Origin of the sequence: Mycobacterium tuberculosis H37Rv (genome assembly GCF_000195955.2) — a bacterium.
GTDB classification, from domain to species: Bacteria; Actinomycetota; Actinomycetes; order Mycobacteriales; family Mycobacteriaceae; genus Mycobacterium; species Mycobacterium tuberculosis.
The window spans coordinates 3,548,919-3,573,706 of the sequence record NC_000962.3; the positions used below are offsets into that span (position 1 = coordinate 3,548,919).

Below are 24,788 nucleotides of genomic sequence, written 5' to 3' on the forward strand. Positions count from 1 at the left end.
TCGCCATATTTCAAGAGCAGGTTGGAGCTTCTGCCCCCAATCATCGTGCGGCAACGATGGGCGGCTCTAGCGCTAGTCGACGCGCTATTCAACCAGCTCACACCGAGCTCCCGCGCGGCCACATACCCGCGACCGTGTGATGCAAGCACCCCACCAGCTCCGCGCATCACGCAACGAACCGGTCAAATCGTAGGCTTCCAAAATCTCCATGATCTCCTCGGCAGACTTCACGTCACCCCTTTTCGGGAGCTGAACAACCGACGCGGAGCCGTCGGCCGCGGATGCCCTGGGGCGGCGGTCCCCAAACCCGATATGGCTAACGTCAAGCGGTCGGATCACGGGTCGAGTTGGGCGGGGGCGACTCGGCACCCGGCGGCATGGGCTCCGGTGTGCAGGCGTCGGTCCCAAACGGCGACTACCAGGCCGGGGTCGCCGACTGCCAATGCGCTGGCCAGATGAACGGCGTCGGCTCCGCGTAAGGCATGTGCTCGGGCGAGGTGGCCGGCGTGCTGTTCAACCGTCGCGGTGAGTTCGACTGGGCGGGTGGCGGCCCAGAAGTCCTCCCAGTCACGCTCGGCGTCGGCGAGCTCGGATTCGGTTAGGTCGTGATTGCGGGCCGCTGCAGCGAGTGCGGCGCGGACTTCGGGGTAGGCCAGGCGGCTGGACAATGCGGCGTCGCAGCCGTCCCATAGAGCGGACGCCAGCGAGCTCCCTGTCTCGGTGGTGAGAAGTTTGACGAAGGCGCTGGCGTCGAAGTAGACGAGCGGCACGGTCAGCGCCGCTGGTCGCTGACCCGGTCAGACACCGGCCGCTGCGGTCGGGGCCTGGGCCGTCCCGCGGCTACGGGCCGCTGCGCGGTCGCCTTGCCAATCACGCCTTCGGCCGTGAGACGCTCCAAGGTGTCTGTGCTGTCCAGCGCAGCGAGTCGTGCGATCGGAATCCCACGTTCGGTGATGACGACCTCGCCACCGGCCCGAGCTCGATCGAGCCAATCGCTGAGGTGCGCGCGCAACTCGGTCACGGATACATCCACACTTTGAACTGTACACTCACTGAACCGTGATTTGTACATATCACTCTGCGTGCGGCAACGACGACGTGAGAGATTGACCTGCGCAAGCCGGAGGCGAGGTGGCAACGGCCGGTACACCGATTCGTCCGCGGTGCTGGCGACGCCGAAACGGTCGATGTCGTGGTGACTGGTCACCTTCCGTCCAAGCTGCATCCGAAGGTGTTGCAACGGAAGGTGTTTGCCGTCCGCGCTGGGCCTTCGGCGCAGCTGGCATTTGTGGTCAGCTGCATGGCGACGGCAGCGCCTCGGTGGTGAACGCCGGGTTTAGCTTGCAGCGGCCGAGCAGGCTGCCTCGTTCCTGCTCGGTGACAGTTGGCCCGACGATGACCGCGCACCGCCGCCACCACGAGATATAACCTAGAGGTTATACTGGTGCGGAAGCGTTGGCCGTGATCCTGCTCCCGCAGGTCGAACGGTGGTTCTTCGCGCTCAACAGGGATGCGATGGCCTCGGTCACCGGCGCCATCGACCTGCTCGAAATGGAGGGGCCGACGTTGGGCCGCCCGGTGGTCGACAAAGTGAACGACTCAACGTTTCACAACATGAAGGAGCTGCGCCCCGCCGGCACCAGCATCCGGATCCTGTTCGCCTTCGACCCGGCCCGGCAGGCGATCCTGCTGCTGGGCGGTGACAAGGCAGGCAACTGGAAACGCTGGTACGACAACAACATTCCAATCGCTGACCAGCGCTCCGAGAACTGGCTGGCGAGCGAGCACGGAGGTGGATGACCATGGCCCGCAACTGGCGTGACATTCGCGCCGATGCCGTCGCGCAGGGCCGCGTGGATCTGCAGCGGGCCGCCGTGGCACGCGAGGAGATGCGCGATGCCGTCCTGGCGCACCGCCTGGCCGAGATCCGCAAGGCGCTAGGCCACGCACGTCAGGCCGACGTCGCGGCGCTGATGGGGGTCTCTCAGGCCCGTGTCTCCAAGCTGGAGAGCGGCGACCTGTCCCACACCGAACTCGGCACCCTGCAGGCCTACGTTGCCGCCCTGGGCGGGCACCTGCGCATCGTCGCTGAGTTCGGCGAAAATACTGTCGAGCTGACCGCCTGAGCTAACTCACGCCCACACTTCCGGCCGGTCTCGATCTCCCAAGCCCCAGCACAGCTCGTGTTCCCAATCTGTTCCCAACCAGATCCTTAGCTATGCGCATGTTCCCAAAAGTGTTCCCGCCCATGAAAACGGCCCCCGGAGTCTCCTCCGAGGGCCATTTCGCCGGTAGCGGGGACAGGATTCGATGAACCGCCCCGGCATGTCCGGAGACTCCAGTTCTTGGAAAGGATGGGGTCATGTCAGGTGGTTCATCGAGGAGGTACCCGCCGGAGCTGCGTGAGCGGGCGGTGCGGATGGTCGCAGAGATCCGCGGTCAGCACGATTCGGAGTGGGCAGCGATCAGTGAGGTCGCCCGTCTACTTGGTGTTGGCTGCGCGGAGACGGTGCGTAAGTGGGTGCGCCAGGCGCAGGTCGATGCCGGCGCACGGCCCGGGACCACGACCGAAGAATCCGCTGAGCTGAAGCGCTTGCGGCGGGACAACGCCGAATTGCGAAGGGCGAACGCGATTTTAAAGACCGCGTCGGCTTTCTTCGCGGCCGAGCTCGACCGGCCAGCACGCTAATTACCCGGTTCATCGCCGATCATCAGGGCCACCGCGAGGGCCCCGATGGTTTGCGGTGGGGTGTCGAGTCGATCTGCACACAGCTGACCGAGCTGGGTGTGCCGATCGCCCCATCGACCTACTACGACCACATCAACCGGGAGCCCAGCCGCCGCGAGCTGCGCGATGGCGAACTCAAGGAGCACATCAGCCGCGTCCACGCCGCCAACTACGGTGTTTACGGTGCCCGCAAAGTGTGGCTAACCCTGAACCGTGAGGGCATCGAGGTGGCCAGATGCACCGTCGAACGGCTGATGACCAAACTCGGCCTGTCCGGGACCACCCGCGGCAAAGCCCGCAGGACCACGATCGCTGATCCGGCCACAGCCCGTCCCGCCGATCTCGTCCAGCGCCGCTTCGGACCACCAGCACCTAACCGGCTGTGGGTAGCAGACCTCACCTATGTGTCGACCTGGGCAGGGTTCGCCTACGTGGCCTTTGTCACCGACGCCTACGCTCGCAGGATCCTGGGCTGGCGGGTCGCTTCCACGATGGCCACCTCCATGGTCCTCGACGCGATCGAGCAAGCCATCTGGACCCGCCAACAAGAAGGCGTACTCGACCTGAAAGACGTTATCCACCATACGGATAGGGGATCTCAGTACACATCGATCCGGTTCAGCGAGCGGCTCGCCGAGGCAGGCATCCAACCGTCGGTCGGAGCGGTCGGAAGCTCCTATGACAATGCACTAGCCGAGACGATCAACGGCCTATACAAGACCGAGCTGATCAAACCCGGCAAGCCCTGGCGGTCCATCGAGGATGTCGAGTTGGCCACCGCGCGCTGGGTCGACTGGTTCAACCATCGCCGCCTCTACCAGTACTGCGGCGACGTCCCGCCGGTCGAACTCGAGGCTGCCTACTACGCTCAACGCCAGAGACCAGCCGCCGGCTGAGGTCTCAGATCAGAGAGTCTCCGGACTCACCGGGGCGGTTCACGAACCTGCGACCTCTGGGTTATGAGCTAACCAGTCGCAATCTCTCCCATCGCGGTCGGTCTCATACGTCCAGATCAGCCTCTATTCCGCCGTCCAGCCTGTTCCGCCGCGTCGCGGTTGTACGGATTTGAACCGCCCCGGCATGTCCGGAGACTCCAGTTCTTGGAAAGGATGGGGTCATGTCAGGTGGTTCATCGAGGAGGTACCCGCCGGAGCTGCGTGAGCGGGCGGTGCGGATGGTCGCAGAGATCCGCGGTCAGCACGATTCGGAGTGGGCAGCGATCAGTGAGGTCGCCCGTCTACTTGGTGTTGGCTGCGCGGAGACGGTGCGTAAGTGGGTGCGCCAGGCGCAGGTCGATGCCGGCGCACGGCCCGGGACCACGACCGAAGAATCCGCTGAGCTGAAGCGCTTGCGGCGGGACAACGCCGAATTGCGAAGGGCGAACGCGATTTTAAAGACCGCGTCGGCTTTCTTCGCGGCCGAGCTCGACCGGCCAGCACGCTAATTACCCGGTTCATCGCCGATCATCAGGGCCACCGCGAGGGCCCCGATGGTTTGCGGTGGGGTGTCGAGTCGATCTGCACACAGCTGACCGAGCTGGGTGTGCCGATCGCCCCATCGACCTACTACGACCACATCAACCGGGAGCCCAGCCGCCGCGAGCTGCGCGATGGCGAACTCAAGGAGCACATCAGCCGCGTCCACGCCGCCAACTACGGTGTTTACGGTGCCCGCAAAGTGTGGCTAACCCTGAACCGTGAGGGCATCGAGGTGGCCAGATGCACCGTCGAACGGCTGATGACCAAACTCGGCCTGTCCGGGACCACCCGCGGCAAAGCCCGCAGGACCACGATCGCTGATCCGGCCACAGCCCGTCCCGCCGATCTCGTCCAGCGCCGCTTCGGACCACCAGCACCTAACCGGCTGTGGGTAGCAGACCTCACCTATGTGTCGACCTGGGCAGGGTTCGCCTACGTGGCCTTTGTCACCGACGCCTACGCTCGCAGGATCCTGGGCTGGCGGGTCGCTTCCACGATGGCCACCTCCATGGTCCTCGACGCGATCGAGCAAGCCATCTGGACCCGCCAACAAGAAGGCGTACTCGACCTGAAAGACGTTATCCACCATACGGATAGGGGATCTCAGTACACATCGATCCGGTTCAGCGAGCGGCTCGCCGAGGCAGGCATCCAACCGTCGGTCGGAGCGGTCGGAAGCTCCTATGACAATGCACTAGCCGAGACGATCAACGGCCTATACAAGACCGAGCTGATCAAACCCGGCAAGCCCTGGCGGTCCATCGAGGATGTCGAGTTGGCCACCGCGCGCTGGGTCGACTGGTTCAACCATCGCCGCCTCTACCAGTACTGCGGCGACGTCCCGCCGGTCGAACTCGAGGCTGCCTACTACGCTCAACGCCAGAGACCAGCCGCCGGCTGAGGTCTCAGATCAGAGAGTCTCCGGACTCACCGGGGCGGTTCAATTCGTTTCGGCCTGTTCTGTTCCCAAATCCGTTCCCAACACAGCAATCAGCAGCAATCCCAGGCCGAAATCGGTCAGACTCTTGGTGGACCTACAGCACCTCGCCTCCATGTGGTCGCGGAGCTAGTGAGGGTCCATCGGCAGCACCACTTAGGGCGCCTCCGTTGTCATCATGGTCGATAAGCGGTAGCGTTTACGGTAGTAGAACCGGAAGTTGCGGAGGAACCACGATGGCGGTCACCCTGGACCGGGCGGTCGAGGCCAGCGAGATCGTCGATGCCCTGAAACCCTTCGGCGTCACCCAGGTCGACGTCGCCGCGGTCATACAGGTGTCCGATCGGGCGGTACGCGGGTGGCGGACCGGCGACATCCGCCCTGAGCGGTACGACCGGCTGGCGCAGCTTCGTGACCTCGTCCTCCTGCTCTCGGATTCGCTTACCCCCCGAGGTGTCGGCCAGTGGCTGCACGCCAAAAACCGGCTCCTCGACGGGCAGCGCCCGGTTGACCTGCTCGCCAAGGATCGCTACGAGGATGTGCGAAGCGCGGCGGAGTCATTTATCGACGGCGCCTACGTGTGAAGCTTGCCGACGCGATCGCCACCGCACCGCGGCGAACGCTCAAAGGCACCTACTGGCACCAAGGCCCCACACGTCACCCTGTGACCTCCTGCGCCGACCCCGCCCGAGGTCCTGGCCGTTACCACCGAACGGGCGAGCCGGGAGTCTGGTACGCATCGAACAAAGAGCAAGGTGCATGGGCGGAGTTGTTCCGCCACTTCGTCGATGACGGGGTCGATCCATTCGAGGTCCGTCGCCGCGTCGGTCGAGTGGCGGTCACACTCCAGGTACTCGACCTCACAGACGAGAGGACTCGATCCCATCTAGGTGTGGACGAAACAGATCTTCTGTCCGACGACTACACCACCACCCAGGCCATCGCCGCCGCCCGCGATGCCAACTTCGACGCCGTACTGGCCCCGGCGGCGGCGCTCCCCGGTTGTCAAACACTTGCCGTGTTCGTTCACGCACTGCCCAACATCGAGCCCGAGCGATCCGAGGTCCGTCAACCGCCTCCGCGGCTCGCCAACCTACTCCCGCTGATCCGTCCGCACGAACACATGCCCGACTCCGTGCGCAGATTGCTTGCAACGCTGACACGTGCAGGAGCCGAAGCAATCCGGCGCCGACGACGTTAAAGGCTTCGAGACCGGACGGGCTGTAGGTTCCTCAACTGTGTGGCGGATGGTCTGAGCACTTAACGCTTCGTTGACCAAAGCCCCACTTGATGCGAGGACGCGATCAGACAACGGAATGGCCTAGCCGCCGTCGCGGTGGCTTTGCGCGACTGGGGCGGCTCACGGAATGGTCGTCGTTGGCACCTCTGCTGTCGGGCGTAATGCAAAGGGAATCAATGTCAGGTGAATCTCGCGTTCGGGATCACCGTCGGCGTGCATGGTGAACTCGTACTGGTCTGCACCGGCCCGATGTGCGGGGCAGCGCTTATGATTCGGGTGCTCTTTGATCTTGGCGATGGCGTTATCGATGACCGCGGTCACGTCTTTGTTGCGGATAAAGAGCAAGATCGCGGCCTTGGTGTCGCGCCACACAAGGTAGCCGAATAGCTGCTTCAGCACATCGTCCATGGTTCTTGGGCCCGACCACACTTTGCATTCGCCAATGAAGATGTTGCGGTCGTCGACGCGAATGAGAATGTCGGTCTTGCCTGCGCCGTTGAAGAGTTCGCCCCCGGCATCGCCTTCAAACTGTGCGTTGAGGCCGACGAGCAGCATGTCTCGGATTTCTTCCCCGTCGAGCTTGGCGGCGACAGATGGGGTGCGCTCCAACGCGTTCCGCTGGTTACGGAGCACCCGAAGTGCGGACTGGTAGTCCTCATCCTGCATTGCAGGCTCCGGCTTGAATGCTGCCCTCGCGCCCGCTGGGCGGTGTGGCCGCGGACGCACGCTTTTCCGACTGATCGGAGCTGCGTATGTGTCGGCGTCCTTCCTGCGGCGTACAGGGAAGCCGATCTCGGCCTGGAGGTTTCGGGTCGCTAAGAGCTGCTCACGGCGCCTCGCCACCATGCCCGGTAGCTCGTTGCGCAGTCCTTGGTTGTGCAAGTCGATCTGCCGGCGCGACCAACCGAGGTACTTCTCAATATTCGCGATCTGCTTATGAAACGCCGCGTTGATCGCCGCGGCGTCATTCGACAGATTGTCGATCGCCAGGTGGATTTCGTGACCTTGTAGCCGCAGTACCTGCGGCGGCATGGTCGTGAACTGGTCCGGGCGAAGGTTAAAGATGTCCTTATGCCCCTCGAAGGGCACCACGAGAACGAGCCTCGTCACGCGTCGGGTGCGCTGTTCGCCCCAATCCCGGTACTGCTGGTCGACCTCGGTGGCTGGCAGCATGAAAGCGTCGTCGACGCGCAGATCGGGGCATTCGACCGAACCCAATTCGACGAGCTGTTCGACGACGTCATCAACGGGCGTGTTCAGCAGGTCGTCGGCGTCCCAGCTCTGAAGACGCTGCGCCGTGGCTTGGCTCGCCTTTCCGAGAAATCCGGCTAAGGAGCCAGCGAGATCGTTGAGGCGCCCCTTGGAAAACAGCTGAACATACTCCACTTACCCGAAGATAGTGCTCATCCCCGACGCGGCTACGGAGGCGTTTCGGCGGCGTGCCGCGATGCAATGCAGCCAGCGGAGCCACCGGGCCGTAGCCGACGTCGCGTCGTGGGTGGCGACGGGGTTCTCCGGGGTGCCGGAATCCTTCGACGAGCTTGTCGGGGGTCATGATTACTGTTCTCGATATGAACGGATTCAAGGATGCGAGGCCCGATCGTCTTCCGCTTTCGGCATCGGTTTGGGATATCGCCCAGCGATACAACAAGGGCGGACCTACCGTCACTGAGGCGCTATACGAGGCGCTGAAGGAACTCGAGGCCCAAGTCATCGCTCTGCAGCGAAGCGAGGGTAAGGGCCTGCTCAGCCGCCTGAGCTGAACGACTAGAGGATTGGGGAAGGGGCCCCCGGGGAATGGATCATCCTACTGAGCGGGAATGGGCCAGCATCGCCGAACATACACGCGCCTCCAACTTCACCGGCGACCTGTTACGAATGCCGCCTTACCCGCTGATCCTCACCCTCCGAACGCTGGTGGGGTCTGCCGAGGTGGTCACTGCATCACATACCCTCTTCCTGTCGGCGGCAACTGAATACTGACCAGAGCGCGGCAAGGTGGGTTCTAGTCAACGTCGCAACAATTGATGGTCTGGTGAGGTTAGCAGCGCGGTGAAAAGTTCAGCGGGACTGCGGTGCCCGAGGACTTGGCGGGGTCGGTTATTGATCTCGTATTCGACAGCCCGCAGATGGTCGGGCGTGTAGGTGCTGAGGCTGGTGCCCTTTGGGAAGTATTGCCGTAGCAGACCGTTGGAGTTCTCGTTGCTGGCTCGCTGCCACGGTGAGCGGGAGTCGCAAAAGTAGACCGGCGCGCCCAGGTCGGCGGTGATGTCGATGTGCCGGGCCATTTCGATGCCCTGATCCCACGTGATGGACCGGACCAGCGTCACCGGCAAGTCGCTCATGGTCTCGGTGATCGCGATGCGCAGGCAGTAAGCGTCGTGGGTCGGCAGGTGCAGCAGCCGAATCAGACGTGTCTGTCGCTCGACGAGGGTGCCAATCGCCGAGCCCTGGTTCTTACCAACGATGAGATCTCCTTCCCAGTGGCCAGGCTCGGAGCGGTCGGCGGGATCGAACGGCCGCTGGTGAATCGACAACATCGGCTGGGCGAAGCGCGGGCGGCGACGGCCAGGACGCAGATGGGCGCGGCGATGAGTTCGTCCCGTGCGCAGAGGGCCACGGTGTGGCGACTTGACCTGCGGCGGCCGGATCAATCGTGATTGAGGCTGATAGACGGCCTGATAGATGCTTTCGTGGCACAACCACATCGACCGGTCATCGGGGTATTTCCGTCGCAGATGCCGGGCGATCTGTTGCGGGCTCCACCGCTGGGCCAGCAGCTCGGCGATCAGCTCACAAAGGTCGGGGTTTTTGTCGATCCGACGCCGGTGACGGCGGACTCGGCGTTGAACCGCCCAGCGATGCGCTTCGAACGGCCGGTACTGGCCATCGCGGCGACTGTTGCGGCGTAGCTCCCGCGACACCGTCGAGGGTGCCCGTCCGAGCTGGTCGGCGATCTTGCGGATACTTAGGCCCGAGCGGCGCAGATCGGCGATGTTGATCCGCTCCTCCTCGGACAGATAGCGACTACTAATTTGGCGCACAGCCAAACGATCGAGCGCGGGCACGAATCCGACGGCTTCGCCACGCCGATAGGTCTTGTATCCCCGCGCCCAATTGTTTGCTGCAGTCCGGGATACTCCAACTTCACGACCCGCTGCCGAGATGGACCAGCCCCGAGCCCGCAGCTCCATAAACCGTTGACGCTTGGCCGACTGTGGGCGCCGGCCCGGACCCTTTTTCACGCGACGAGACGATGACAACACAACCTCCAGAACCTAGAGATGTGTTGCGACACCGCCTAGAAACCACCTTGCCGACACCTGATCAGTTTTCGGTTGCCGCTGACACAATGAACATGGCCCGCTTCACCCGTTCAGCGTCACGTGGATAAGCGGCCCGTAGCGCGTCCCAGTCGGTTTCGGAGTAGTCGGGCCGTTGTACAGGGGCATCCGGCGCGGCCGGTGGCGGCATCTTGATGCCGCCACCGGCCGCGTCACGGTTCGCGGTTGGCGCTCGCCTGACGACGGTGCTGCTCCCGTTCCTGAGCACGCTGCTTTCTAGCCTTGCGGTCTCCCTGCTTTCCCATCTCCCGGTCCTCCCGGCGGGTCACGATAGCCGCGCACTCCGACATACCTGGCGCGGCGCGGGGCGCTGCGAACCGGATGGGCGCCACCACCGATAACCATTGCGCGTTGCGGCAGCCTTCGCATTAGCAATGCTGGCGCGCCGCTCGACGCCTCGGCTATCACCTCACCTGACCACCGCGCGCATCACCGACGAGACCTCATCATCGCGCCCGCTCTCGCAAACACCACGCCCGCCAAACGGGGCTGGCCCGAGACGATTTCAGAGGCCCCTACAGACCGATCCGCACGCCCGAAACCCGGGTTACCGCTAAGCAGCCCAGGACAGCAGCCGCAGTCCTGATCGGCGAAGACTGACGTTCAGACCGCAAGCAAGCTAAATAGCAAGCCAAGCAATTAGCAAGACTAATGTTCCCAAATCCGTTCCCATCGGGCATGAAAATGACCCCAGAGGTCGCACCTCTGGGGTCATTTCCGCTGGTAGCGGGGACAGGATTCGAACCTGCGACCTCTGGGTTATGAGCCCAGCGAGCTACCGAGCTGCTCCACCCCGCGTCGGTAAATGCCAGGCTACCGAACACGCACGAAGCTCGCCAAATCGCGGGTGCCGGAGTACGACCGCCCAGATCAGCGGAGCTCGGGCATACAGCTGCGCCGTACGCGTCGATGCGATGATGATTCCGCAGCCGCTCAGCCAGCTCGGTGACCTGGCGCGTCGCCCAGGCCGCAGGGTTCTCTGTTCCCCGAAAACGGCCGCACCGTCGATCTCAAACGCAACTGTCGCCTCGCCGGCCGCGCCCGGCCTTGAGCTGTCCACCGGGATCGCGTTGGCGTTCCCGCGCGGTCCCTTCGTCCCGGCAGCCGCGGCGTGGGAGCTCCAGGAAGCTACCAGCGGGAAGTTCCAGCTCGGTCTGGGCACGCAGGTTCGCAAGAATGTGGTGCACCGATACGGTATGGCCTTCCACCGTCCCGGTCCGCGGCTGCGCTACCTGCTGGCCGTGAAGGCGTGCTTCGCCGTTTTCCAAACCGGGACACCGGATCACCACGGCGAGTTCGACAATCCCGACTTCATCACTGCCCAATGGAGCCCGGCGCGCATTGACCCCCCCGGTCCCAGCCCCGCTGGGCCGCGGTGAATCCGTGGATGCGGCGAGGTGGCCGACGGGGTGTGGGGCGAGGCCGGGTTCGAGGGGACGACCACGCGGATCCGGGAGCCGACGAGCACCCGTGAGCAGACGCAGAAGTCCCCGATTTCCGGTGAAATCGGCGACTTCTGCGTCTGCTCGCCGCGAGCGCCCCGACTGACTACCCGGCGTCGTTGAACTTGGTGATGGCCTCATCAAGTCGCTGCAGCGCCGACCCGTAGGCGGCGAAGTCGCCCTTCTTCTGCGCATCCCGCGCCGCGCCGATGGCAGCCTGGATCTCCTGCAGCGCAGCAACTTTGGCCGGCGATAAGGTGACCGCCCCGACGGGAACCGGGGGCGCCGCAGTCACCGGCGGCGGTTGGGGTCCACTGGCAGGCGGCGGTGGATTCGCAGCGGGACTCGGTGGTACCGCTGCCTCCGTGGGCGCGATCCCGGTAGCCGTCGCACCGGCCCCGGGCCCGAACAAGCCGGTGAGCGCATCCCGCACCGTGGGGCCGTATCCCACCTTGTCGTTGTACATCATCGCCACCCGGATCAGCCGCGGGTAGGACGAAGCAGCGTCGCTGGCTCCCGGGGATGCATAGACCGGTTCGACGTAGAGCAGTCCGCCCCGGGCCACCGGGAGCGTGAGCAAGTTGCCCCAGCGGATGCGGTTTTGGTTGTCGCGTCCGATGACACCGAGGTCCTGGGACACCGCCGGATCGGTGGTGATCGCGTTGTTGGCCAACTTGGGCCCGTTGACCTGGCCTGGGATGGTCAACACCGTGAGATTGCCGTAGGTCGCGGGATCGGAACTGGCGCTGATGTAGGCGGCCAGATAGTCACGCTTGAATCTGTTCATCGCGCTGATCAACTGATATGAGGCTGAATTATCGTCCTTAGCAATGTTTTTCGCGACGATGTAATACGGCGGCTGATAACTGCTGGCGGTCGGATTCGGGTCCAGCGGCACGTCCCAGAAATCCGATGTGGAGAAGAACGTCACCGGATCATTGACGTGGTATTTGGCCAACAACATGCGCTGCACCTTGAACAGGTCCTCGGGATACCGCAGGTGCTCGGCAAGCTCCGGCGCAATGTCGCTCTTAGGCTTTACCGTGCCGGGGAAGACCTGCATCCAGGCCTTGAGCACCGGATCCTTTTCGTCCTGTTGGTACAGCGTGACCGTTCCGTCGTAGGCATCCACAGTGGCCTTCACCGAATTGCGGATGTAGGAAACCTTCTTGTCCGGGACCAACCGGTTGAACGCCACCTCGTTGGAGTCCGCGGTCGCCGAGGACAGCGAGGTGAGCTCGGAGTACGGGTAATTGTCCAACGTGGTGTAGCCGTCGACGATCCACACCAGTCGCTTGTTGACGATCGCGGGATACACAGCGCTGTCTGTCGTCAGCCACGGCGCGACCGCCTCCACCCGCTGCGCCGGATCGCGGTTGAACAAGATCTTGCTGTTGGAGCCAATCACATTGGAGAACAAAAAGTTTCGCTCCGCGAACTTCGCAGCGAACACGCTACGGGCTAACCAACCACCGAGCGGGACTCCACCGCTTCCGGTGTAGGTGTATCTCTTGGTGTCGATGTTAGTTTCGTAGTCGTATTCGCGGTCGTCGCCATTGCGTCCAACGATCGCATAGTCCGCGGACGTGTTAGAGATCACCGGACCGAAGTAGATCCGCGGCTGATCCAGTGGCGCCGGCCCATCAGACACCACGGTGCCATTGGCCCCGACGACGTTGACCAAGAATTCGGGGTAACCGCCATTTTGATTCGGGTCGTTGGCGATACCGCGCACGGTGTTGGCCGGTGAGGCGATGAACCCGTTCCCGTGGGTGTACACGGTATGCCGGTTGATCCAGTCCCGTTGGTTGTCGATCAACCGGTCCGGGTTGAGTTCGCGGGCCGCGACGACGTAGTCGCGCAGGTTACCGTTGCGGTCGAGGTAGCGGTCGATCGACAGCTGGTCCGGGAAATAGTAGAAGTTCTTGCCCTGCTGGAACTGGGTGAACGCCGGGCTAACGATTGTCGGGTCGAGTAGCCGGATGTTCGAGGTAGTCGCGCGGTCGGCAGCGACCTGTTGCGCGGTAGCCGGGCTATCACCGCTGTAATTGCGATAGGTCACCACATCAGACGTCAGGCCATAGGCTTGCCGAGTTGCGGTGATACTTCGGCTGATATATTCGCTCTCTTTTTGCGCAGCGTTGGGTTTGACGCTGATTTGCTCGACGATCAACGGCCAGCCGGCGCCGACAATCAGCGACGACAGCAGCAACAACACCAGGCCGATCGCCGGAATCCGCAAGTCCCGCAGGGCGATCGCCGAGAACACTGCGGCCGCGCAAATCAACGCAATCGCCATCAGAATCAGCTTCGCCGGCAGGACGGCGTTGATATCGGTGTACCCGGCACCGGTGAACGGCTTGCCGCCACGCGTGTGCGACAGCAGCTCATACCGATCCAGCCAATAAGCAACGGCTTTAAGTAACACCAGTACCCCGACCAGGCTAACCAACTGGACGCGCGCCGAGCGGCTCAGCGCACCGGTGCGTCCGGATAGCCGAATGCCACCGAAGATATAGTGCGCCACCAGATTCGCCACGAATGCCAGAAATACCGAAACGAGCATGTAGCTGAGCATCAGCCGGTAGAACGGCAACTCGAACGCGTAGAAGCCGAGGTCCCGCCCGAACTGCGGATCCCTAACCCCAAAGTCACCGCCGTGCAGGAACAGCTGGATCCGAGCCCAGTAGCTTTGGGCGACGATGCCGGCCAGCAAGCCGATCGCCGCGGGGATTCCGATGCCGACTAGCCGCAGGCGTGCCAGCACGACGGCGCGATACCGTGCAACCGGATCGTTGTCGGCATCCGGGACGAACACCGGGCGAGTGCGGTAGGCCAAGGCGAGCCCGCCGAACACGATGCCGCCGACCACCACCCCGGCAACCAAGCACACCACGATGCGGGTAGCCAGCATGGTGGTGAACACTGAGCGGTAGCCAAGCTCACCAAACCACAGCCAGTCGACGTAAGCGTCGATCAAACGCGGGCCAGCGAGCAGCAGCACGATCACACCCAGTGCGATCATGATCAGAATCCGGCTGCGCCGTGTCAGTTTCGGCATCCTTGCGGCGGACCGCATTCCCACTAGCTACGCTCCCTGATCGTTCTGGCTGGTTGAGACTTTCTCGACGGTCATAACTCTACGCACCGCAACCATCCGCAGCAGCCGGCGCGAGCTAGCAGCTCGGCGTCGGCGAGCCCGACGTCATCGCGTGCAGCGCGTCCACCGCCTGGCTAAGCGTCTCGACCTTCACCAACTTCAAACCGGGCGGGCTGTCGGAACTTGCCTCGTAGCAGTTCTTCGCGGGCACCAGAAACACCGTCGCGCCGGCCGCTCGAGCAGCGGCCATCTTGTGGGTGATGCCACCGATCTGGCCCACCTTGCCATCGACGGCGATCGTGCCGGTGCCTGCGACGAACGTCGACCCAACCAGGTGGCCACTGGTGAGCTTGTCGACGACGGCCAGACTGAACATCAGTCCGGCCGAAGGGCCGCCGACGTTGGCGAGGTGGAAGTCCACGGCAAACGGCGCCCACGGCGCGTCCACCACCTCTATGCCCAGGACGCCTTGGTCGCGATCCTTATTCTTGCCCAGCGTGATCTGCGCGATGCCGGGCGGCTCGTTCTTGCGGCGGAAGTCGATCGTCACCTCCTGGCCCGGTTTCGTGTTCTTCAACAGCGCGGTGAACTGGTCGAGGTTGCCCACCGGAGTGCCGTCGACGGCGTCGATGGCGTCACCGGCCTGCAGCTTGTCCACCGATGGCCCTGGATCCATGACCGAGGCGACGGTGACTGCTTTCGGATACTTCAGGTACCCCAGAGCGGCGTACTCAGCGGCGGCCTCGGAGCGCTTGAAATCAGCGGCGTTGTCATTTTCGATCTCTTCCCGCGACTTGCCCGGAGGGTAGACGAGGTCGCGTGGCATCAACTGTTCTTGACCCGAAAGCCACAGGGCCAGGGCTTCACCCAGGGTTAGACCGTCGCGCTGGGAGACCGTCGTCATGTTGAGGTGACCTGACGTCGGGTAGGTCTGGGTGCCCACGATCTGGACCACCTGCTTGCCGTCTATCTCGCCGAGCGTGTCGAACGTTGGGCCGGGTCCCAGCGCCACAAACGGCACGGTTACCACGGCGAGCAACACGCCGAATACCACGATCGGCACCAGCGCGACCATCAAGGTCAATATCCGCCTATTCACGCCGCATACACTAGACGGACCTGGCCGGGCTGGTTCAGCTGCGAGCGTGACCGCTGATCGCACCTTCTGTTCCCGCGGTGAGTACCGGTGAGGTCATGGGTGACCTGCCTTTCGGCTTCTCTTCCGGAGACGACCCCCCGGAAGATCCGTCTGGGCGCGATAAGCGCGGGAAGGACGGTGCCGATTCCGGATCGGGCGCCAATCCGTTGGGCGCGTTCGGCATCGGTGGAGAATTCAACATGGCCGACCTGGGGCAAATCTTCACCCGCCTAGGAGAGATGTTCGGCGGCGTCGGCACCGCGATGGCCGCGGGCAAAACCTCAGGACCGGTCAACTACGACTTGGCCCGGCAGGTCGCGTCGAGCTCGATCGGGTTCATCGCGCCCATCCCGGCGGCCACGAACTCGGCGATCGCCGACGCGGTGCATCTGGCCGACACCTGGCTTGACGGGGCAACCTCGCTACCCGCTGGCGCCACCAAGGCGGTGGGTTGGAGCCCCACCGACTGGGTCGACAACACCTTGGCTACCTGGAAACGGCTGTGCGATCCCATGGCCCAGCAGATCTCCACGGTCTGGGCGTCGTCGCTGCCGGAAGAGGCCAAGAGCATGGCCGGCCCGCTGCTGTCGATCATGTCGCAGATGGGCGGCATAGCGTTTGGTTCGCAACTGGGCCAAGCGCTGGGCCGGCTGTCCCGTGAGGTGCTGACGTCTACCGACATCGGTCTACCGCTGGGGCCCAAGGGGGTGGCCGCAATACTGCCCGGCGCCGTCGAATCGTTTGCCGCCGGACTCGAGCAACCGCGCAGCGAGATTCTGACGTTCCTGGCCACCCGTGAGGCCGCACATCACCGCCTGTTCAGCCACGTTCCCTGGCTGGCCAGTCAACTGCTCGGCGCCGTCGAGGCCTACGCCATGGGCATGAAGATCGATATGACCGGAATCGAGGAGCTGGCCCGCGATATCAATCCGACGTCGCTGGCCGATCCCGCCGCCATGGAACAGCTGCTGAGCCAGGGAGTATTCGAGCCCAAGGCAACGCCGGCCCAGACGCAGGCATTGGAACGACTCGAAACACTGCTCGCCCTGATCGAAGGCTGGGTGCAGACCGTGGTGACTGCGGCGCTGGGCGAGCGAATTCCGGGTGAGGCAGCGCTCAGCGAGACGCTGCGCCGACGCCGAGCCAGTGGCGGCCCCGCCGAACAGACCTTTGCGACGTTGGTCGGGCTGGAGCTGCGGCCACGCAAACTGCGGGAGGCCGGAGCGCTGTGGGAGCGCCTCACCCGGGCCGTCGGCATGGACGCCCGCGACGCCGTCTGGCAGCACCCGGACCTGCTGCCCGCCACTGACGATCTCGACGACCCGGCCGCCTTTATCGACCGTGTCATCGGCGGCGACACCAGCGGTATCGACGAAGCGATCGCCGAACTCGAGCGGGACCAGCAGGCCCGCGGCGCCGACGACTCCGGCCACGATGGCGGTCCTGTGGATAACTGAGCGGTGTGTCTGCTCGCAGTGTGGCACCGTCTCAGGTCATGCGGCGGGCTGCGTCTGCTCTGTATTCGTTGAATCCTGCGATGCCGGTGCTGCTAAGACCCGACGGTGCCGTGCAAGTGGGCTGGGATCCTCGTCGGGCTGTGCTCGTCCGTCCACCGCGTGGATTAACCGCGACAGGTTTGGCCGCGCTGCTGCGGTCCATGCGATCACCGATACCAATCACCGAGTTGCAGCGCCAAGCCGCCGAGCGTGGATTGGTTGACGGTGACGCCATGGCGAACCTTGTCGCGCAACTGGTTGGCGCGGGTGTAGCGACCCCCCTAGCCAACCCCGGAAACCTGGATTCCCGGCGTCGCGCCGCGTCCATCCGGGTCCACGGTCGCGGGCCGTTGTCAGACCTGCTCGTCCAGGCGCTGCGCTGCTCCGGTGCCCGGATCAGGCACAGCAGCCAACCACATGCGGCGGTGACTCCCGCGGGCGTGGATCTGGTGGTGTTGTCGGACTATCTGGTGGCCGATCCGCACATGGTGCGCGATCTGCACACCGAGAGAGTTCCGCATCTTCCCGTTCGGGTTCGTGACGGCACCGGGATGGTCGGGCCCCTGGTGGTCCCCGGCGTGACCAGCTGTCTCGGTTGCGCTGACCTGCATCGCAGCGACCGCGACGCCGCGTGGCCGGCCATCGCCGCCCAATTGCGGGACACCGTCGGGGTGGCCGACCGGGCCACGTTGTTAGCGACGGCGGCGCTGGCGCTCAGCCAAGTGAACCGGGTGATCGCCGCCGTGCGTGGACAGGAGGCGACCCCTGAGCCCCCGTCGGCGCTGAACACCACCTTGGAGTTCGATCTCAACGCTGGCTCTATCGTGGCGCGACAATGGACCAGGCATCCGCGGTGTTTTTGTTGACGTTACGTCTAACCCAGTCGTCCCTGCTCCGGCACGTTGGTCGAGATTGACGCATAGGCTCTGGCCAAGGTGTCGAGCACGTCCTCTGTCAGGGTGCGCTCGTTGCGGTGCTTGTCCAGCGTTTCGATGATCGCTCTGAACAGGGCGTCGGCAGCGTCGTGCTGCGTTGATCTTGCTGACATGGTTTCTTGCGGTCCACCCTCCTGCACATTTCACTGATGCGGCCAACACCACAACGCTTGTCGGCGCTTGTCGACGCTTGTCGACTCGGGGCAAGCTCAACCGTCCGCACCCAGGCAGTTGTTACCAGATCAACACCCCGACCGGATAACCGTCATGGATGATGGGAGTGTGTCAGATATCAAACGGGGCCGCGCCGCGCGCAATGCGAAGCTGGCCAGCATCCCGGTCGGCTTCGCCGGTCGGGCGGCGCTCGGGCTCGGCAAGCGACTGACCGGTAAGTCAAAAGACGAGGTTACCGCCGAGCTGATGGAGAAGGCCGCCAATCAGTTGTTTACCGTCCTCGGCGAACTCAAGGGTGGCGCGATGAAGGTCGGCCAGGCGCTGTCGGTGATGGAGGCCGCCATTCCCGACGAGTTCGGCGAACCCTACCGGGAAGCACTGACCAAGCTGCAGAAGGACGCCCCACCGCTGCCCGCCAGTAAGGTGCACCGGGTACTCGACGGACAGCTGGGCACCAAATGGCGGGAGCGGTTCAGCTCGTTCAACGACACCCCAGTGGCATCTGCCAGCATCGGCCAGGTGCACAAAGCAATCTGGTCGGACGGCCGAGAAGTGGCCGTCAAGATCCAGTATCCCGGCGCCGACGAGGCGCTGCGCGCGGACCTCAAGACCATGCAGCGCATGGTCGGCGTGCTCAAACAGCTCTCACCCGGCGCCGACGTCCAAGGGGTGGTCGACGAACTGGTTGAACGCACCGAAATGGAACTCGACTACCGGCTGGAGGCCGCCAACCAGCGCGCCTTCGCCAAGGCGTACCACGACCACCCGCGCTTCCAGGTGCCTCACGTCGTGGCAAGCGCACCGAAGGTGGTGATCCAGGAGTGGATCGAAGGTGTGCCGATGGCAGAGATCATCCGTCACGGGACCACCGAGCAGCGTGATCTGATCGGTACGCTGCTCGCCGAGCTCACCTTCGACGCACCACGGCGGCTGGGGTTGATGCACGGCGACGCCCACCCCGGTAATTTCATGCTGCTGCCCGACGGCCGGATGGGCATCATCGACTTCGGTGCCGTGGCACCGATGCCCGGCGGCTTCCCGATAGAGCTCGGGATGACGATTCGACTGGCCCGCGAGAAGAACTACGACCTCCTGTTGCCGACGATGGAGAAGGCCGGGTTGATCCAGCGAGGACGACAGGTGTCGGTTCGCGAGATCGACGAGATGCTGCGCCAATACGTCGAGCCCATCCAGGTCGAGGTCTTCCACTACACCCGCAAGTGGTTACAGAAAATGACCGTCAGTCAGATCGACCGCTCGGTTGCGCAGATCAGAACGGCGCGCCAGATGGACCTGCCGGCCAAGCTCGCGATTCCGATGCGGGTTATCGCATCGGTGGGCGCGATCCTATGCCAGCTGGACGCGCATGTGCCGATCAAGGCCCTGTCGGAGGAGCTGATCCCGGGTTTCGCCGAGCCCGACGCGATCGTCGTCTGAGCCGGCTCGCGCCGGCGGGCGCACCATCGCGGGCTATGCAACAGCATCCTTGCGCGGACGTCCGCGCGGACGCTTGTGACTCACGATCGAGCCTTGGTCGAATATCTCACCACCCCAAACGCCCCAGGGTTCAGCCCGCTGAAGCGCCGCGGCCAAGCACTGCCGCCTGATCGGGCAGCTCACACACAGTGTCTTGGCTACCTCGAGACCGGCCGGGGTATCGGCGAACCACAGATCGGGATCACCGACGTGGCACGGCAAAACCGGCAATCTTTGTCTGGGGGTCTGTCTGGGGACTGTCAGTACCGACACGTCCTGTTTCACCTGCTTCCTGGTCTGGTGGCGGTTCTTCGAAAGTGATCCGGACCAGGGATGCTGCGGTGGGCAGATGTCCCGAAAGTTTGGCCACGGATCCTGTGACTTCGGGTCCGTGGCCATCTGGCGAAACGGGGCTGATTACGTAGCGCTTACGTAGAGCCCCGCTCCACGGACTCGTCAGTCGCGGCGGCGACACGGTTCTTGCTATGGGGGGTTCCCGCGGTTGGCACCGCGGCAGCCGCGCCGACACCAAATGCGTTGTTGTCAATCACCGCGGCCGCCCTCCTCTCGTGTCGCGCGCGGTTGCCAGCCCCCCAATGCCATCTCCAGGCTGGCAGCAGAATGCGACCTGGAGGTTAACCGGTGGCAGCAGCTGACCACAACCGATTTTCTGACCTGCGCGTTTGCCGGTACAGGCCCGGTTCAGGTCCGACCGCGAACCAGCTGCAGCACGTCCGATCCGTATTGTTCCAGCTTGCGGGCACCGATGCCGGGGATCGCGATCAGCGCCGCGTCGTCGGTAGGTAGCAGCTCGGCGATCGCGATCAGGGTGTTGTCGGTGAAAACGACATAGGCGGGGACGTTCTGTTCCTTGGCGGTGCTCAGACGCCAGGACTTGAGCTGCAACAACAACTCCTCGTCGACGTCGGCTGCACACGTCTCACACCGCCGCAGCATGACGGCCGCCGAAGTGTTCAGCTCGTTGTTACAGATCCGGCAGCGCGCTGCGGCGCCCCGGTTGCGTCGGGATGTGCCCGGCACCGGATCGGCGCGCGTCTGCGGCGCAATGCCGTTGAGGAACCGCGAGGGCTTGCGGCTCTGGCGCCCGCCCGGGGACCGTGATAGCGCCCAGCTGAGCGCCAAATGGACTCGGGCCCGTGTGATTCCGACGTAGAGCAGCCGACGCTCTTCCTCTACGGGCTCGCTATTGGGGCCGTGTGCCAGCGCATGTGAGATGGGCAGCGTGCCGTCAGCCAATCCGACCAGGAACACCGCGTCCCATTCCAGTCCCTTGGCGGCGTGCAGTGAGGCCAGCGTGACGCCCTGCACCACCGGTGGGTGCCGCGCCTCCGCCCGCCGGCGTAGCTCGGCAAGCAGGCCTGGCAGCTGCAGTGCGGGACGCTGCGCCAGCTCGTCGTCGACCAGCTCGGCCAGCGCGGTGAGCGCTTCCCAGCGTTCCCTGGCGCGGGTGCCGACCGGCGGTTGTGCCGTCAGCCCCAGTGGTGCGAGCACCGCGCGAACCACGTCGGACAACGCGGCATCGGTATCACGTTCGGACACACGCTGTAAGGCAAGCAACGCCTGCTTGATTTCCTGACGGTTGAAAAACCCCTCGCCACCGCGAACCTGATAGGCGATACCCGCCTGGGTCAACGCCTCTTCATAAACCTCTGACTGCGCATTGACTCGGTAGAGAATGGCTACCTCGGATGGCGGAGTGCCCGATGCGATTAACCGGGCGATTGACGCCGCCACCGTGGCAGCCTCGGCGGGCTCGTCGGAATGCTCATGGAACGACGGGACCGGACCCGGCTCACGCTGGCCGGACAACCGTAGCTTGCTGCCGGCAACACGGCCCCGGGCGGCGGCGATCACCCGGTTAGCCAATGACACCACCTGCGGAGTTGACCGGTAATCACGCTCCAGCCGCACCACCGCGGCGTCCGGGAACCGCCGCGAGAAGTCGAGTAGGAAACGAGGCGAAGCCCCGGTAAACGAGTAGATGGTCTGGTTGGCGTCGCCGACGACGGTCAGGTCGTCCCGATCACCCAACCAGGCCGAGAGCACCCGCTGCTGCAGGGGGGTGACGTCCTGGTACTCGTCCACGACGAAACACCGGTACCGGTCCTGGAACTCCTCGGCCACCGCGGCGTCGTTTTCAATCGCGGCCGCGGTGTGCAGCAACAGGTCGTCGAAGTCAAGTAAGGTGACGCCGTCGCCGCGGGCCTTGAGCGCCTCGTATTCGGAGTAGACAGCCGCGATTTGCGCGGCGTCCAACGGGGGGTCTCGGCGTGCGGCCGCCACTGCGGTCACATACTCCTCGGGGCCGATCAGGGACGCCTTGGCCCACTCGATCTCGCCGGCCAGGTCACGCACATCATCGGTGCTGGCGTGCAGCCTGGTGCGGCTGGCGGCGCGGGCCACCACGGCGAACTTGCTGTCCAGCAGCTGCCAGCCGGTGTCAGCGATTACGCGCGACCAGAAGTACCGCAGCTGGCGATACGCGGCCGCGTGAAAGGTCAGCGCCTGCACAGCGCCGACGCCCGAACCGGTCCGTGCCGCGGCGTCGAGTGCGCGCAACCGGCTGCGCATTTCGCCCGCCGCGCGCTGGGTGAATGTCACAGCCAGCACCTGCCCGGCGGCGACGTGACCGCTCGCGACCAGCGAAGCGATCCGGTGAGTGATGGTGCGGGTCTTGCCGGTTCCGGCACCGGCCAGCACGCACACCGGTCCACGCGGAGCCAGTACGGCTTCGCGCTGCTGGTCGTCCAGCCCGGCAATCAATGGGTCGCTGGCTATCGACATGACGTCCATCTTGGCAGCGGTAGATGACAGACCGGGCGTGTCGCCACGCCGTGGGGCGTGCGACATGAACAACTGCCGAGCCGCCACACCGCCCGGGTCGTCGCCGCGCTAGGTTAGCGTGTCATGATCACCGCTGCGCTCACCATCTATACGACATCATGGTGTGGCTATTGCCTTCGACTCAAAACAGCGCTCACGGCCAACCGAATCGCTTACGACGAGGTCGACATCGAACACAACCGTGCGGCCGCGGAGTTCGTCGGCTCGGTCAATGGCGGCAACAGAACTGTTCCCACGGTGAAGTTCGCCGACGGGTCGACGCTGACTAACCCGAGCGCGGACGAGGTCAAAGCGAAGCTGGTAAAGATCGCGGGTTAACGACGTGGACTTTCATTCGCACGCTGCCCACGATTCGATGATCACGCGGGCGATCGAGATCGACCCGGGCAGTAGCAGTTTCGACTCCGACGCACTGGACCAATCGCCGGCGGCAAGCGCTGCGCGCACCTCATCGCGGGTGAACCACGCGGCTTCGGCGATTTCGCCGTCGCTGAACGAGAACTCCTCATCCGGGTCACCCAAGGCATGAAAGCCAACCATTAACGACCGCGGGAACGGCCACTGCTGGCTGCCCAGATAGCGCACATCGCGAACGGTCAGGCCGATTTCCTCGCGGATCTCCCGGGCGACGCAGACTTCGAACGACTCTCCGGCCTCGACAAAGCCAGCCAACAGCGAGAACATCCGTTCCGGCCACGCCGCCTGGCGAGCCAACACGGCACGATCAGCGCCGTCGTGAACCAGGCAGATCACCGCCGGGTCGATACGGGGGAACTCCTCATGACCGGTGATCGGGTTGACCCGTGACCAGCCGGCCCTGGCCGGTTTCGTCGGCGCGCCGTCTAGGGCGCTGAATCGTGCGTTGTCATGCCAGTTCAACAGCGCCGATGCCGACGACACCAGTTGGCTGCTGGTGTCGTCCATGATTCGGCCGAGCCCACGAAGGTCCACCGCCTCGGCTGGTATGTCGGGATCAGCGATCGGCTGCAGCGCTGCCCGCACCGCCCAGACGTGGCGGCCGCCCTCGACGCGACCCAGGAATACCGCCTCTGGCGGTGGCTTGTCGGCCAGCTCGATGGCCGCGCCAAGCAACACCCGGCCGTTGGCGACCAGCACGCGATTGCGGGAATCCACCCGCAGCAATGCCGCGCCTGGCCATCCCGCGGCGGCCGCCTCCATGTCGGTCCTCAGCCGGTCGGCCCGGTCGGCGCCGACGCGCGAAAGCAACGGAACGCTTCTCAGCTGAAAATCCACGCCGCTTACGTTCGTCACTGGCGCCCCACCTGGTGGCGACCCGCCGCGCCCGGCTCCGCCGCGCTTGCGATCGCCACTAGCGCCCCACCTGGCGAATATAGAGCAGCCGGTCGCTGGCCTCGATGGCGTCCACCTCGGGCGCCCCAATGCGCAGCAGCTGGCCGTCACGTACCACGCCGAGCACGATGTCGCGCAGGTGCCGCGGAGACCCGCCCACCTCGGCCTGCTCCACCTCACGTTCGGCAACGGCCAGGCCGGCTTCCGGGGTCAGCAGATCCTCGATCATCTCCACGACGCTGGGCGTCGTGGTAGCGATGCCGAGCAGCCGCCCGGCGGTCTCGGAGGAGACCACCACCGTGTCCGCACCCGACTGCCGCAACAAGTGCTGGTTTTCGGCCTCCCGGATGGACGCCACGATCTTGGCTTTGGGCGCAATCTCGCGCGCCGTCAACGTGACGAGCACAGCGGTGTCGTCGCGACTGGTGGCGACGATGATCGAAGACGCATGCTGAGTGCCGGCCAACCTCAGCACGTCGGACTTGGTGGCATCACCATGCACGGTGACCAGACCGGCTGCCGCGGCACGTTCGAGGACACCCGAATCGGTGTCGACGACCACAATTTCACCCGGAACTAACTCGTCACTGACCATCGCGGCCACCGCCGTTTTGCCCTTGGTGCCGTAGCCGATGACGACGGTATGGTTGCGCACTCTGCTCCTCCAACGCTGGATCTTGTACGCCTGACGGGATGTTTCCGTGAGGACTTCGAGAGTCGTGCCGACCAACAAGATCAAGAACGCAATCCGCAGCGGTGTGATGACGAAGATGTTGATCGCTCGCGCGAATTCGGAAATGGGCGTGATGTCGCCGTAGCCGGTCGTCGACAGCGTCACCGCAGCGTAGTAGAGGCAATCCAGAAACGTCAGCCGATCGCCCTGGGCGTCGAGGTAGCCGTCGCGGTCGACGTAGACGATCCCGGCGGTGAGCAGCAACGCCACCACAGCGACGACCACCCGGCGTGAAATAACGCGAGCTGGACTGGCCCGCCTTTGGGGAATGCGCAGCACGCCGACAAGCGCGTAACCAGGCTGCGCGGTCAGCTTCTCGTTGAGCCCCCGCAACCGCCGCCAGCTACCGGCCACCGAAATCCGTCACCGGTTAGCCCCAATGCACGCCAAA

General features: G+C 64.4%; 21 protein-coding genes, 1 tRNA gene and 12 other annotated features. Of the genes, 10 read left to right on the plus strand and 12 right to left on the minus strand.

Features of this window, described 5'->3' with window-relative positions; translation table 11 throughout:
• Positions 1-335: 335 nt before the first annotated feature.
• Positions 336-770, minus strand: coding sequence for a ribonuclease VapC45 (locus tag Rv3180c; protein NP_217696.1), 435 nt, complete (start codon positions 768-770; stop codon positions 336-338).
• A 2-nt stretch (positions 771-772) separates the two neighbouring features.
• On the minus strand, positions 773-1,225 hold the full coding sequence (locus tag Rv3181c; protein NP_217697.1) for an antitoxin VapB45: 453 nt from the start codon (positions 1,223-1,225) through the stop codon (positions 773-775).
• Positions 1,226-1,455: 230 nt separating this feature from the next.
• On the opposite strand from Rv3181c, the gene Rv3182 reads away from it, so the two are divergent.
• From Rv3182 to Rv3189, 4 genes are all read left to right on the plus strand, one after another.
• A complete protein-coding gene (locus tag Rv3182) occupies positions 1,456-1,800 on the plus strand; it encodes a hypothetical protein (RefSeq protein NP_217698.1) in 345 nt (114 codons plus the stop codon).
• Entirely contained in the window at positions 1,797-2,126 is a 330-nt protein-coding gene (locus Rv3183; RefSeq protein NP_217699.1) for a transcriptional regulator, read from the plus strand. Before Rv3182 ends, Rv3183 begins: the two co-directional genes overlap by 4 nt.
• Before the next feature lie 182 nt (positions 2,127-2,308).
• Positions 2,309-2,311: a repeat region (3 bp direct repeat, cga, at 5'-end of IS6110. This region is a possible MT-complex-specific genomic island (See Becq et al., 2007).), on the plus strand.
• Positions 2,312-2,339: a repeat region (28 bp inverted repeat at left end of IS6110,TGAACCGCCCCGGCATGTCCGGAGACTC. This region is a possible MT-complex-specific genomic island (See Becq et al.,2007).), on the plus strand. It begins immediately after the preceding feature.
• Positions 2,312-3,666 (plus strand) — a mobile genetic element (IS6110-12, len: 1355 nt. Insertion sequence IS6110. This region is a possible MT-complex-specific genomic island (See Becq et al., 2007).). (Overlaps the previous feature by 28 nt.)
• Positions 2,363-3,624, plus strand: a sequence feature (similar to insertion sequence element IS986/IS6110 transposase; Probable IS6110 transposase. Identical to many other M. tuberculosis IS6110 transposase subunits. The transposase described here may be made by a frame shifting mechanism during translation, the sequence UUUUAAAG maybe responsible for such a frameshifting event (see McAdam et al., 1990). Start changed since first submission (+ 16 aa). This region is a possible MT-complex-specific genomic island (See Becq et al., 2007 PMID:17545187).). It overlaps the preceding feature by 1,262 nt.
• Positions 3,639-3,666 (minus strand) — a repeat region (28 bp inverted repeat at right end of IS6110,TGAACCGCCCCGGTGAGTCCGGAGACTC. This region is a possible MT-complex-specific genomic island (See Becq et al.,2007).).
• Positions 3,667-3,669 (plus strand) — a repeat region (3 bp direct repeat, cga, at 3'-end of IS6110. This region is a possible MT-complex-specific genomic island (See Becq et al., 2007).).
• Between the two features lie 122 nt (positions 3,670-3,791).
• Positions 3,792-3,794: a repeat region (3 bp direct repeat, att, at 5'-end of IS6110. This region is a possible MT-complex-specific genomic island (See Becq et al., 2007).), on the plus strand.
• Positions 3,795-3,822 (plus strand) — a repeat region (28 bp inverted repeat at left end of IS6110,TGAACCGCCCCGGCATGTCCGGAGACTC. This region is a possible MT-complex-specific genomic island (See Becq et al.,2007).).
• Positions 3,795-5,149 (plus strand) — a mobile genetic element (IS6110-13, len: 1355 nt. Insertion sequence IS6110. This region is a possible MT-complex-specific genomic island (See Becq et al., 2007).). Its footprint overlaps the feature before it by 28 nt.
• Positions 5,122-5,149: a repeat region (28 bp inverted repeat at right end of IS6110,TGAACCGCCCCGGTGAGTCCGGAGACTC. This region is a possible MT-complex-specific genomic island (See Becq et al.,2007).), on the minus strand. Its footprint overlaps the feature before it by 28 nt.
• Positions 5,150-5,152: a repeat region (3 bp direct repeat, att, at 5'-end of IS6110. This region is a possible MT-complex-specific genomic island (See Becq et al., 2007).), on the plus strand.
• 227 nt (positions 5,153-5,379) lie between these two features.
• Positions 5,380-5,727: a hypothetical protein gene (locus tag Rv3188; RefSeq protein ID NP_217704.1), complete on the plus strand. Its 348-nt coding sequence runs from the start codon at positions 5,380-5,382 to the stop codon at positions 5,725-5,727.
• A complete protein-coding gene (locus tag Rv3189; protein ID NP_217705.1) occupies positions 5,724-6,344 on the plus strand; it encodes a hypothetical protein in 621 nt (206 codons plus the stop codon). Before Rv3188 ends, Rv3189 begins: the two co-directional genes overlap by 4 nt.
• A gap of 159 nt (positions 6,345-6,503) precedes the next feature.
• Here Rv3189 and Rv3190c read toward each other — a convergent pair whose 3' ends face one another.
• Positions 6,504-7,769: a hypothetical protein gene (locus Rv3190c; RefSeq protein NP_217706.1), complete on the minus strand. Its 1,266-nt coding sequence runs from the start codon at positions 7,767-7,769 to the stop codon at positions 6,504-6,506.
• A gap of 167 nt (positions 7,770-7,936) precedes the next feature.
• On the opposite strand from Rv3190c, the gene Rv3190A reads away from it, so the two are divergent.
• Positions 7,937-8,146 (plus strand): hypothetical protein, encoded by a 210-nt coding sequence (locus Rv3190A; protein ID YP_007411905.1) that lies wholly within the window; start codon positions 7,937-7,939, stop codon positions 8,144-8,146.
• A gap of 246 nt (positions 8,147-8,392) precedes the next feature.
• Here the strand turns inward: Rv3190A and Rv3191c are convergent, their stop codons facing one another.
• Complete coding sequence (locus Rv3191c) at positions 8,393-9,427, minus strand: transposase (RefSeq protein NP_217707.1); 1,035 nt, start codon at positions 9,425-9,427, stop codon at positions 8,393-8,395.
• Positions 8,396-9,427: a mobile genetic element (IS1603, len: 1032 nt. Insertion sequence IS1603. This region is a possible MT-complex-specific genomic island (See Becq et al., 2007).), on the minus strand. It overlaps the preceding gene by 1,032 nt.
• A 1,024-nt stretch (positions 9,428-10,451) precedes the next feature.
• A tRNA-Met gene (gene metU, locus Rvnt38) sits at positions 10,452-10,525 on the minus strand.
• 119 nt (positions 10,526-10,644) lie between these two features.
• Between metU and Rv3192 the strand changes: the two genes are divergently transcribed.
• Positions 10,645-11,106, plus strand: a complete 462-nt coding sequence (locus Rv3192; protein ID NP_217708.1) for a hypothetical protein — start codon at positions 10,645-10,647, stop codon at positions 11,104-11,106.
• Between the two features lie 169 nt (positions 11,107-11,275).
• Here Rv3192 and Rv3193c read toward each other — a convergent pair whose 3' ends face one another.
• Complete coding sequence (locus Rv3193c; RefSeq protein ID NP_217709.1) at positions 11,276-14,254, minus strand: transmembrane protein; 2,979 nt, start codon at positions 14,252-14,254, stop codon at positions 11,276-11,278.
• Positions 14,255-14,345: 91 nt separating this feature from the next.
• The gene (locus tag Rv3194c) at positions 14,346-15,368 is read right to left on the minus strand and encodes a hypothetical protein (RefSeq protein NP_217710.1); all 1,023 of its coding nucleotides are present in this window, start codon (positions 15,366-15,368) and stop codon (positions 14,346-14,348) included.
• 77 nt (positions 15,369-15,445) lie between these two features.
• Between Rv3194c and Rv3195 the strand changes: the two genes are divergently transcribed.
• Positions 15,446-16,864, plus strand: a complete 1,419-nt coding sequence (locus Rv3195; protein ID NP_217711.1) for a hypothetical protein — start codon at positions 15,446-15,448, stop codon at positions 16,862-16,864.
• Between the two features lie 5 nt (positions 16,865-16,869).
• Positions 16,870-17,769, plus strand: coding sequence for a hypothetical protein (locus Rv3196; protein ID NP_217712.1), 900 nt, complete (start codon positions 16,870-16,872; stop codon positions 17,767-17,769).
• Between the two features lie 8 nt (positions 17,770-17,777).
• Here Rv3196 and Rv3196A read toward each other — a convergent pair whose 3' ends face one another.
• Positions 17,778-17,978 (minus strand): hypothetical protein, encoded by a 201-nt coding sequence (locus tag Rv3196A; protein ID YP_177939.1) that lies wholly within the window; start codon positions 17,976-17,978, stop codon positions 17,778-17,780.
• Positions 17,979-18,105: 127 nt separating this feature from the next.
• Between Rv3196A and Rv3197 the strand changes: the two genes are divergently transcribed.
• On the plus strand, positions 18,106-19,449 hold the full coding sequence (locus Rv3197; protein NP_217713.1) for an ABC transporter ATP-binding protein: 1,344 nt from the start codon (positions 18,106-18,108) through the stop codon (positions 19,447-19,449).
• Positions 19,450-19,482: 33 nt separating this feature from the next.
• Here the strand turns inward: Rv3197 and whiB7 are convergent, their stop codons facing one another.
• On the minus strand, positions 19,483-19,761 hold the full coding sequence (gene whiB7 / locus Rv3197A) for a transcriptional regulator WhiB7 (protein YP_177940.1): 279 nt from the start codon (positions 19,759-19,761) through the stop codon (positions 19,483-19,485).
• A gap of 429 nt (positions 19,762-20,190) precedes the next feature.
• On the minus strand, positions 20,191-22,293 hold the full coding sequence (gene uvrD2 / locus Rv3198c) for an ATP-dependent DNA helicase UvrD (RefSeq protein ID NP_217714.1): 2,103 nt from the start codon (positions 22,291-22,293) through the stop codon (positions 20,191-20,193).
• Between the two features lie 123 nt (positions 22,294-22,416).
• Between uvrD2 and Rv3198A the strand changes: the two genes are divergently transcribed.
• Complete coding sequence (locus Rv3198A; protein YP_177941.1) at positions 22,417-22,671, plus strand: glutaredoxin protein; 255 nt, start codon at positions 22,417-22,419, stop codon at positions 22,669-22,671.
• 12 nt (positions 22,672-22,683) lie between these two features.
• Here Rv3198A and nudC read toward each other — a convergent pair whose 3' ends face one another.
• Together nudC and Rv3200c are read right to left on the minus strand one after the other, a co-directional pair.
• Positions 22,684-23,625, minus strand: coding sequence for an NADH pyrophosphatase (gene nudC, locus Rv3199c; protein NP_217715.1), 942 nt, complete (start codon positions 23,623-23,625; stop codon positions 22,684-22,686).
• 58 nt (positions 23,626-23,683) lie between these two features.
• Positions 23,684-24,751, minus strand: coding sequence for a transmembrane cation transporter (locus Rv3200c; protein NP_217716.1), 1,068 nt, complete (start codon positions 24,749-24,751; stop codon positions 23,684-23,686).
• Between the last annotated feature and the right edge of the window lie 37 nt (positions 24,752-24,788).

What these genes read in the sequence shown, in the direction of transcription:
- Rv3188 (NP_217704.1), top strand. Translation starts at nt 5,380, where the DNA reads ATGGCGGTCACCCTGGACCGGGCGGTCGAGGCCAGCGAGATCGTCGAT.
- Rv3192 (NP_217708.1), top strand. Translation starts at nt 10,645, where the DNA reads ATGATTCCGCAGCCGCTCAGCCAGCTCGGTGACCTGGCGCGTCGCCCA.
- Rv3183 (NP_217699.1), top strand. Translation starts at nt 1,797, where the DNA reads ATGACCATGGCCCGCAACTGGCGTGACATTCGCGCCGATGCCGTCGCG.
- uvrD2 (NP_217714.1), bottom strand. Translation starts at nt 22,293, where the DNA reads ATGTCGATAGCCAGCGACCCATTGATTGCCGGGCTGGACGACCAGCAG.
- Rv3197 (NP_217713.1), top strand. Translation starts at nt 18,106, where the DNA reads ATGGATGATGGGAGTGTGTCAGATATCAAACGGGGCCGCGCCGCGCGC.
- Rv3198A (YP_177941.1), top strand. Translation starts at nt 22,417, where the DNA reads ATGATCACCGCTGCGCTCACCATCTATACGACATCATGGTGTGGCTAT.
- Rv3181c (NP_217697.1), bottom strand. Translation starts at nt 1,225, where the DNA reads ATGCAGCTTGGACGGAAGGTGACCAGTCACCACGACATCGACCGTTTC.
- Rv3190A (YP_007411905.1), top strand. Translation starts at nt 7,937, where the DNA reads ATGATTACTGTTCTCGATATGAACGGATTCAAGGATGCGAGGCCCGAT.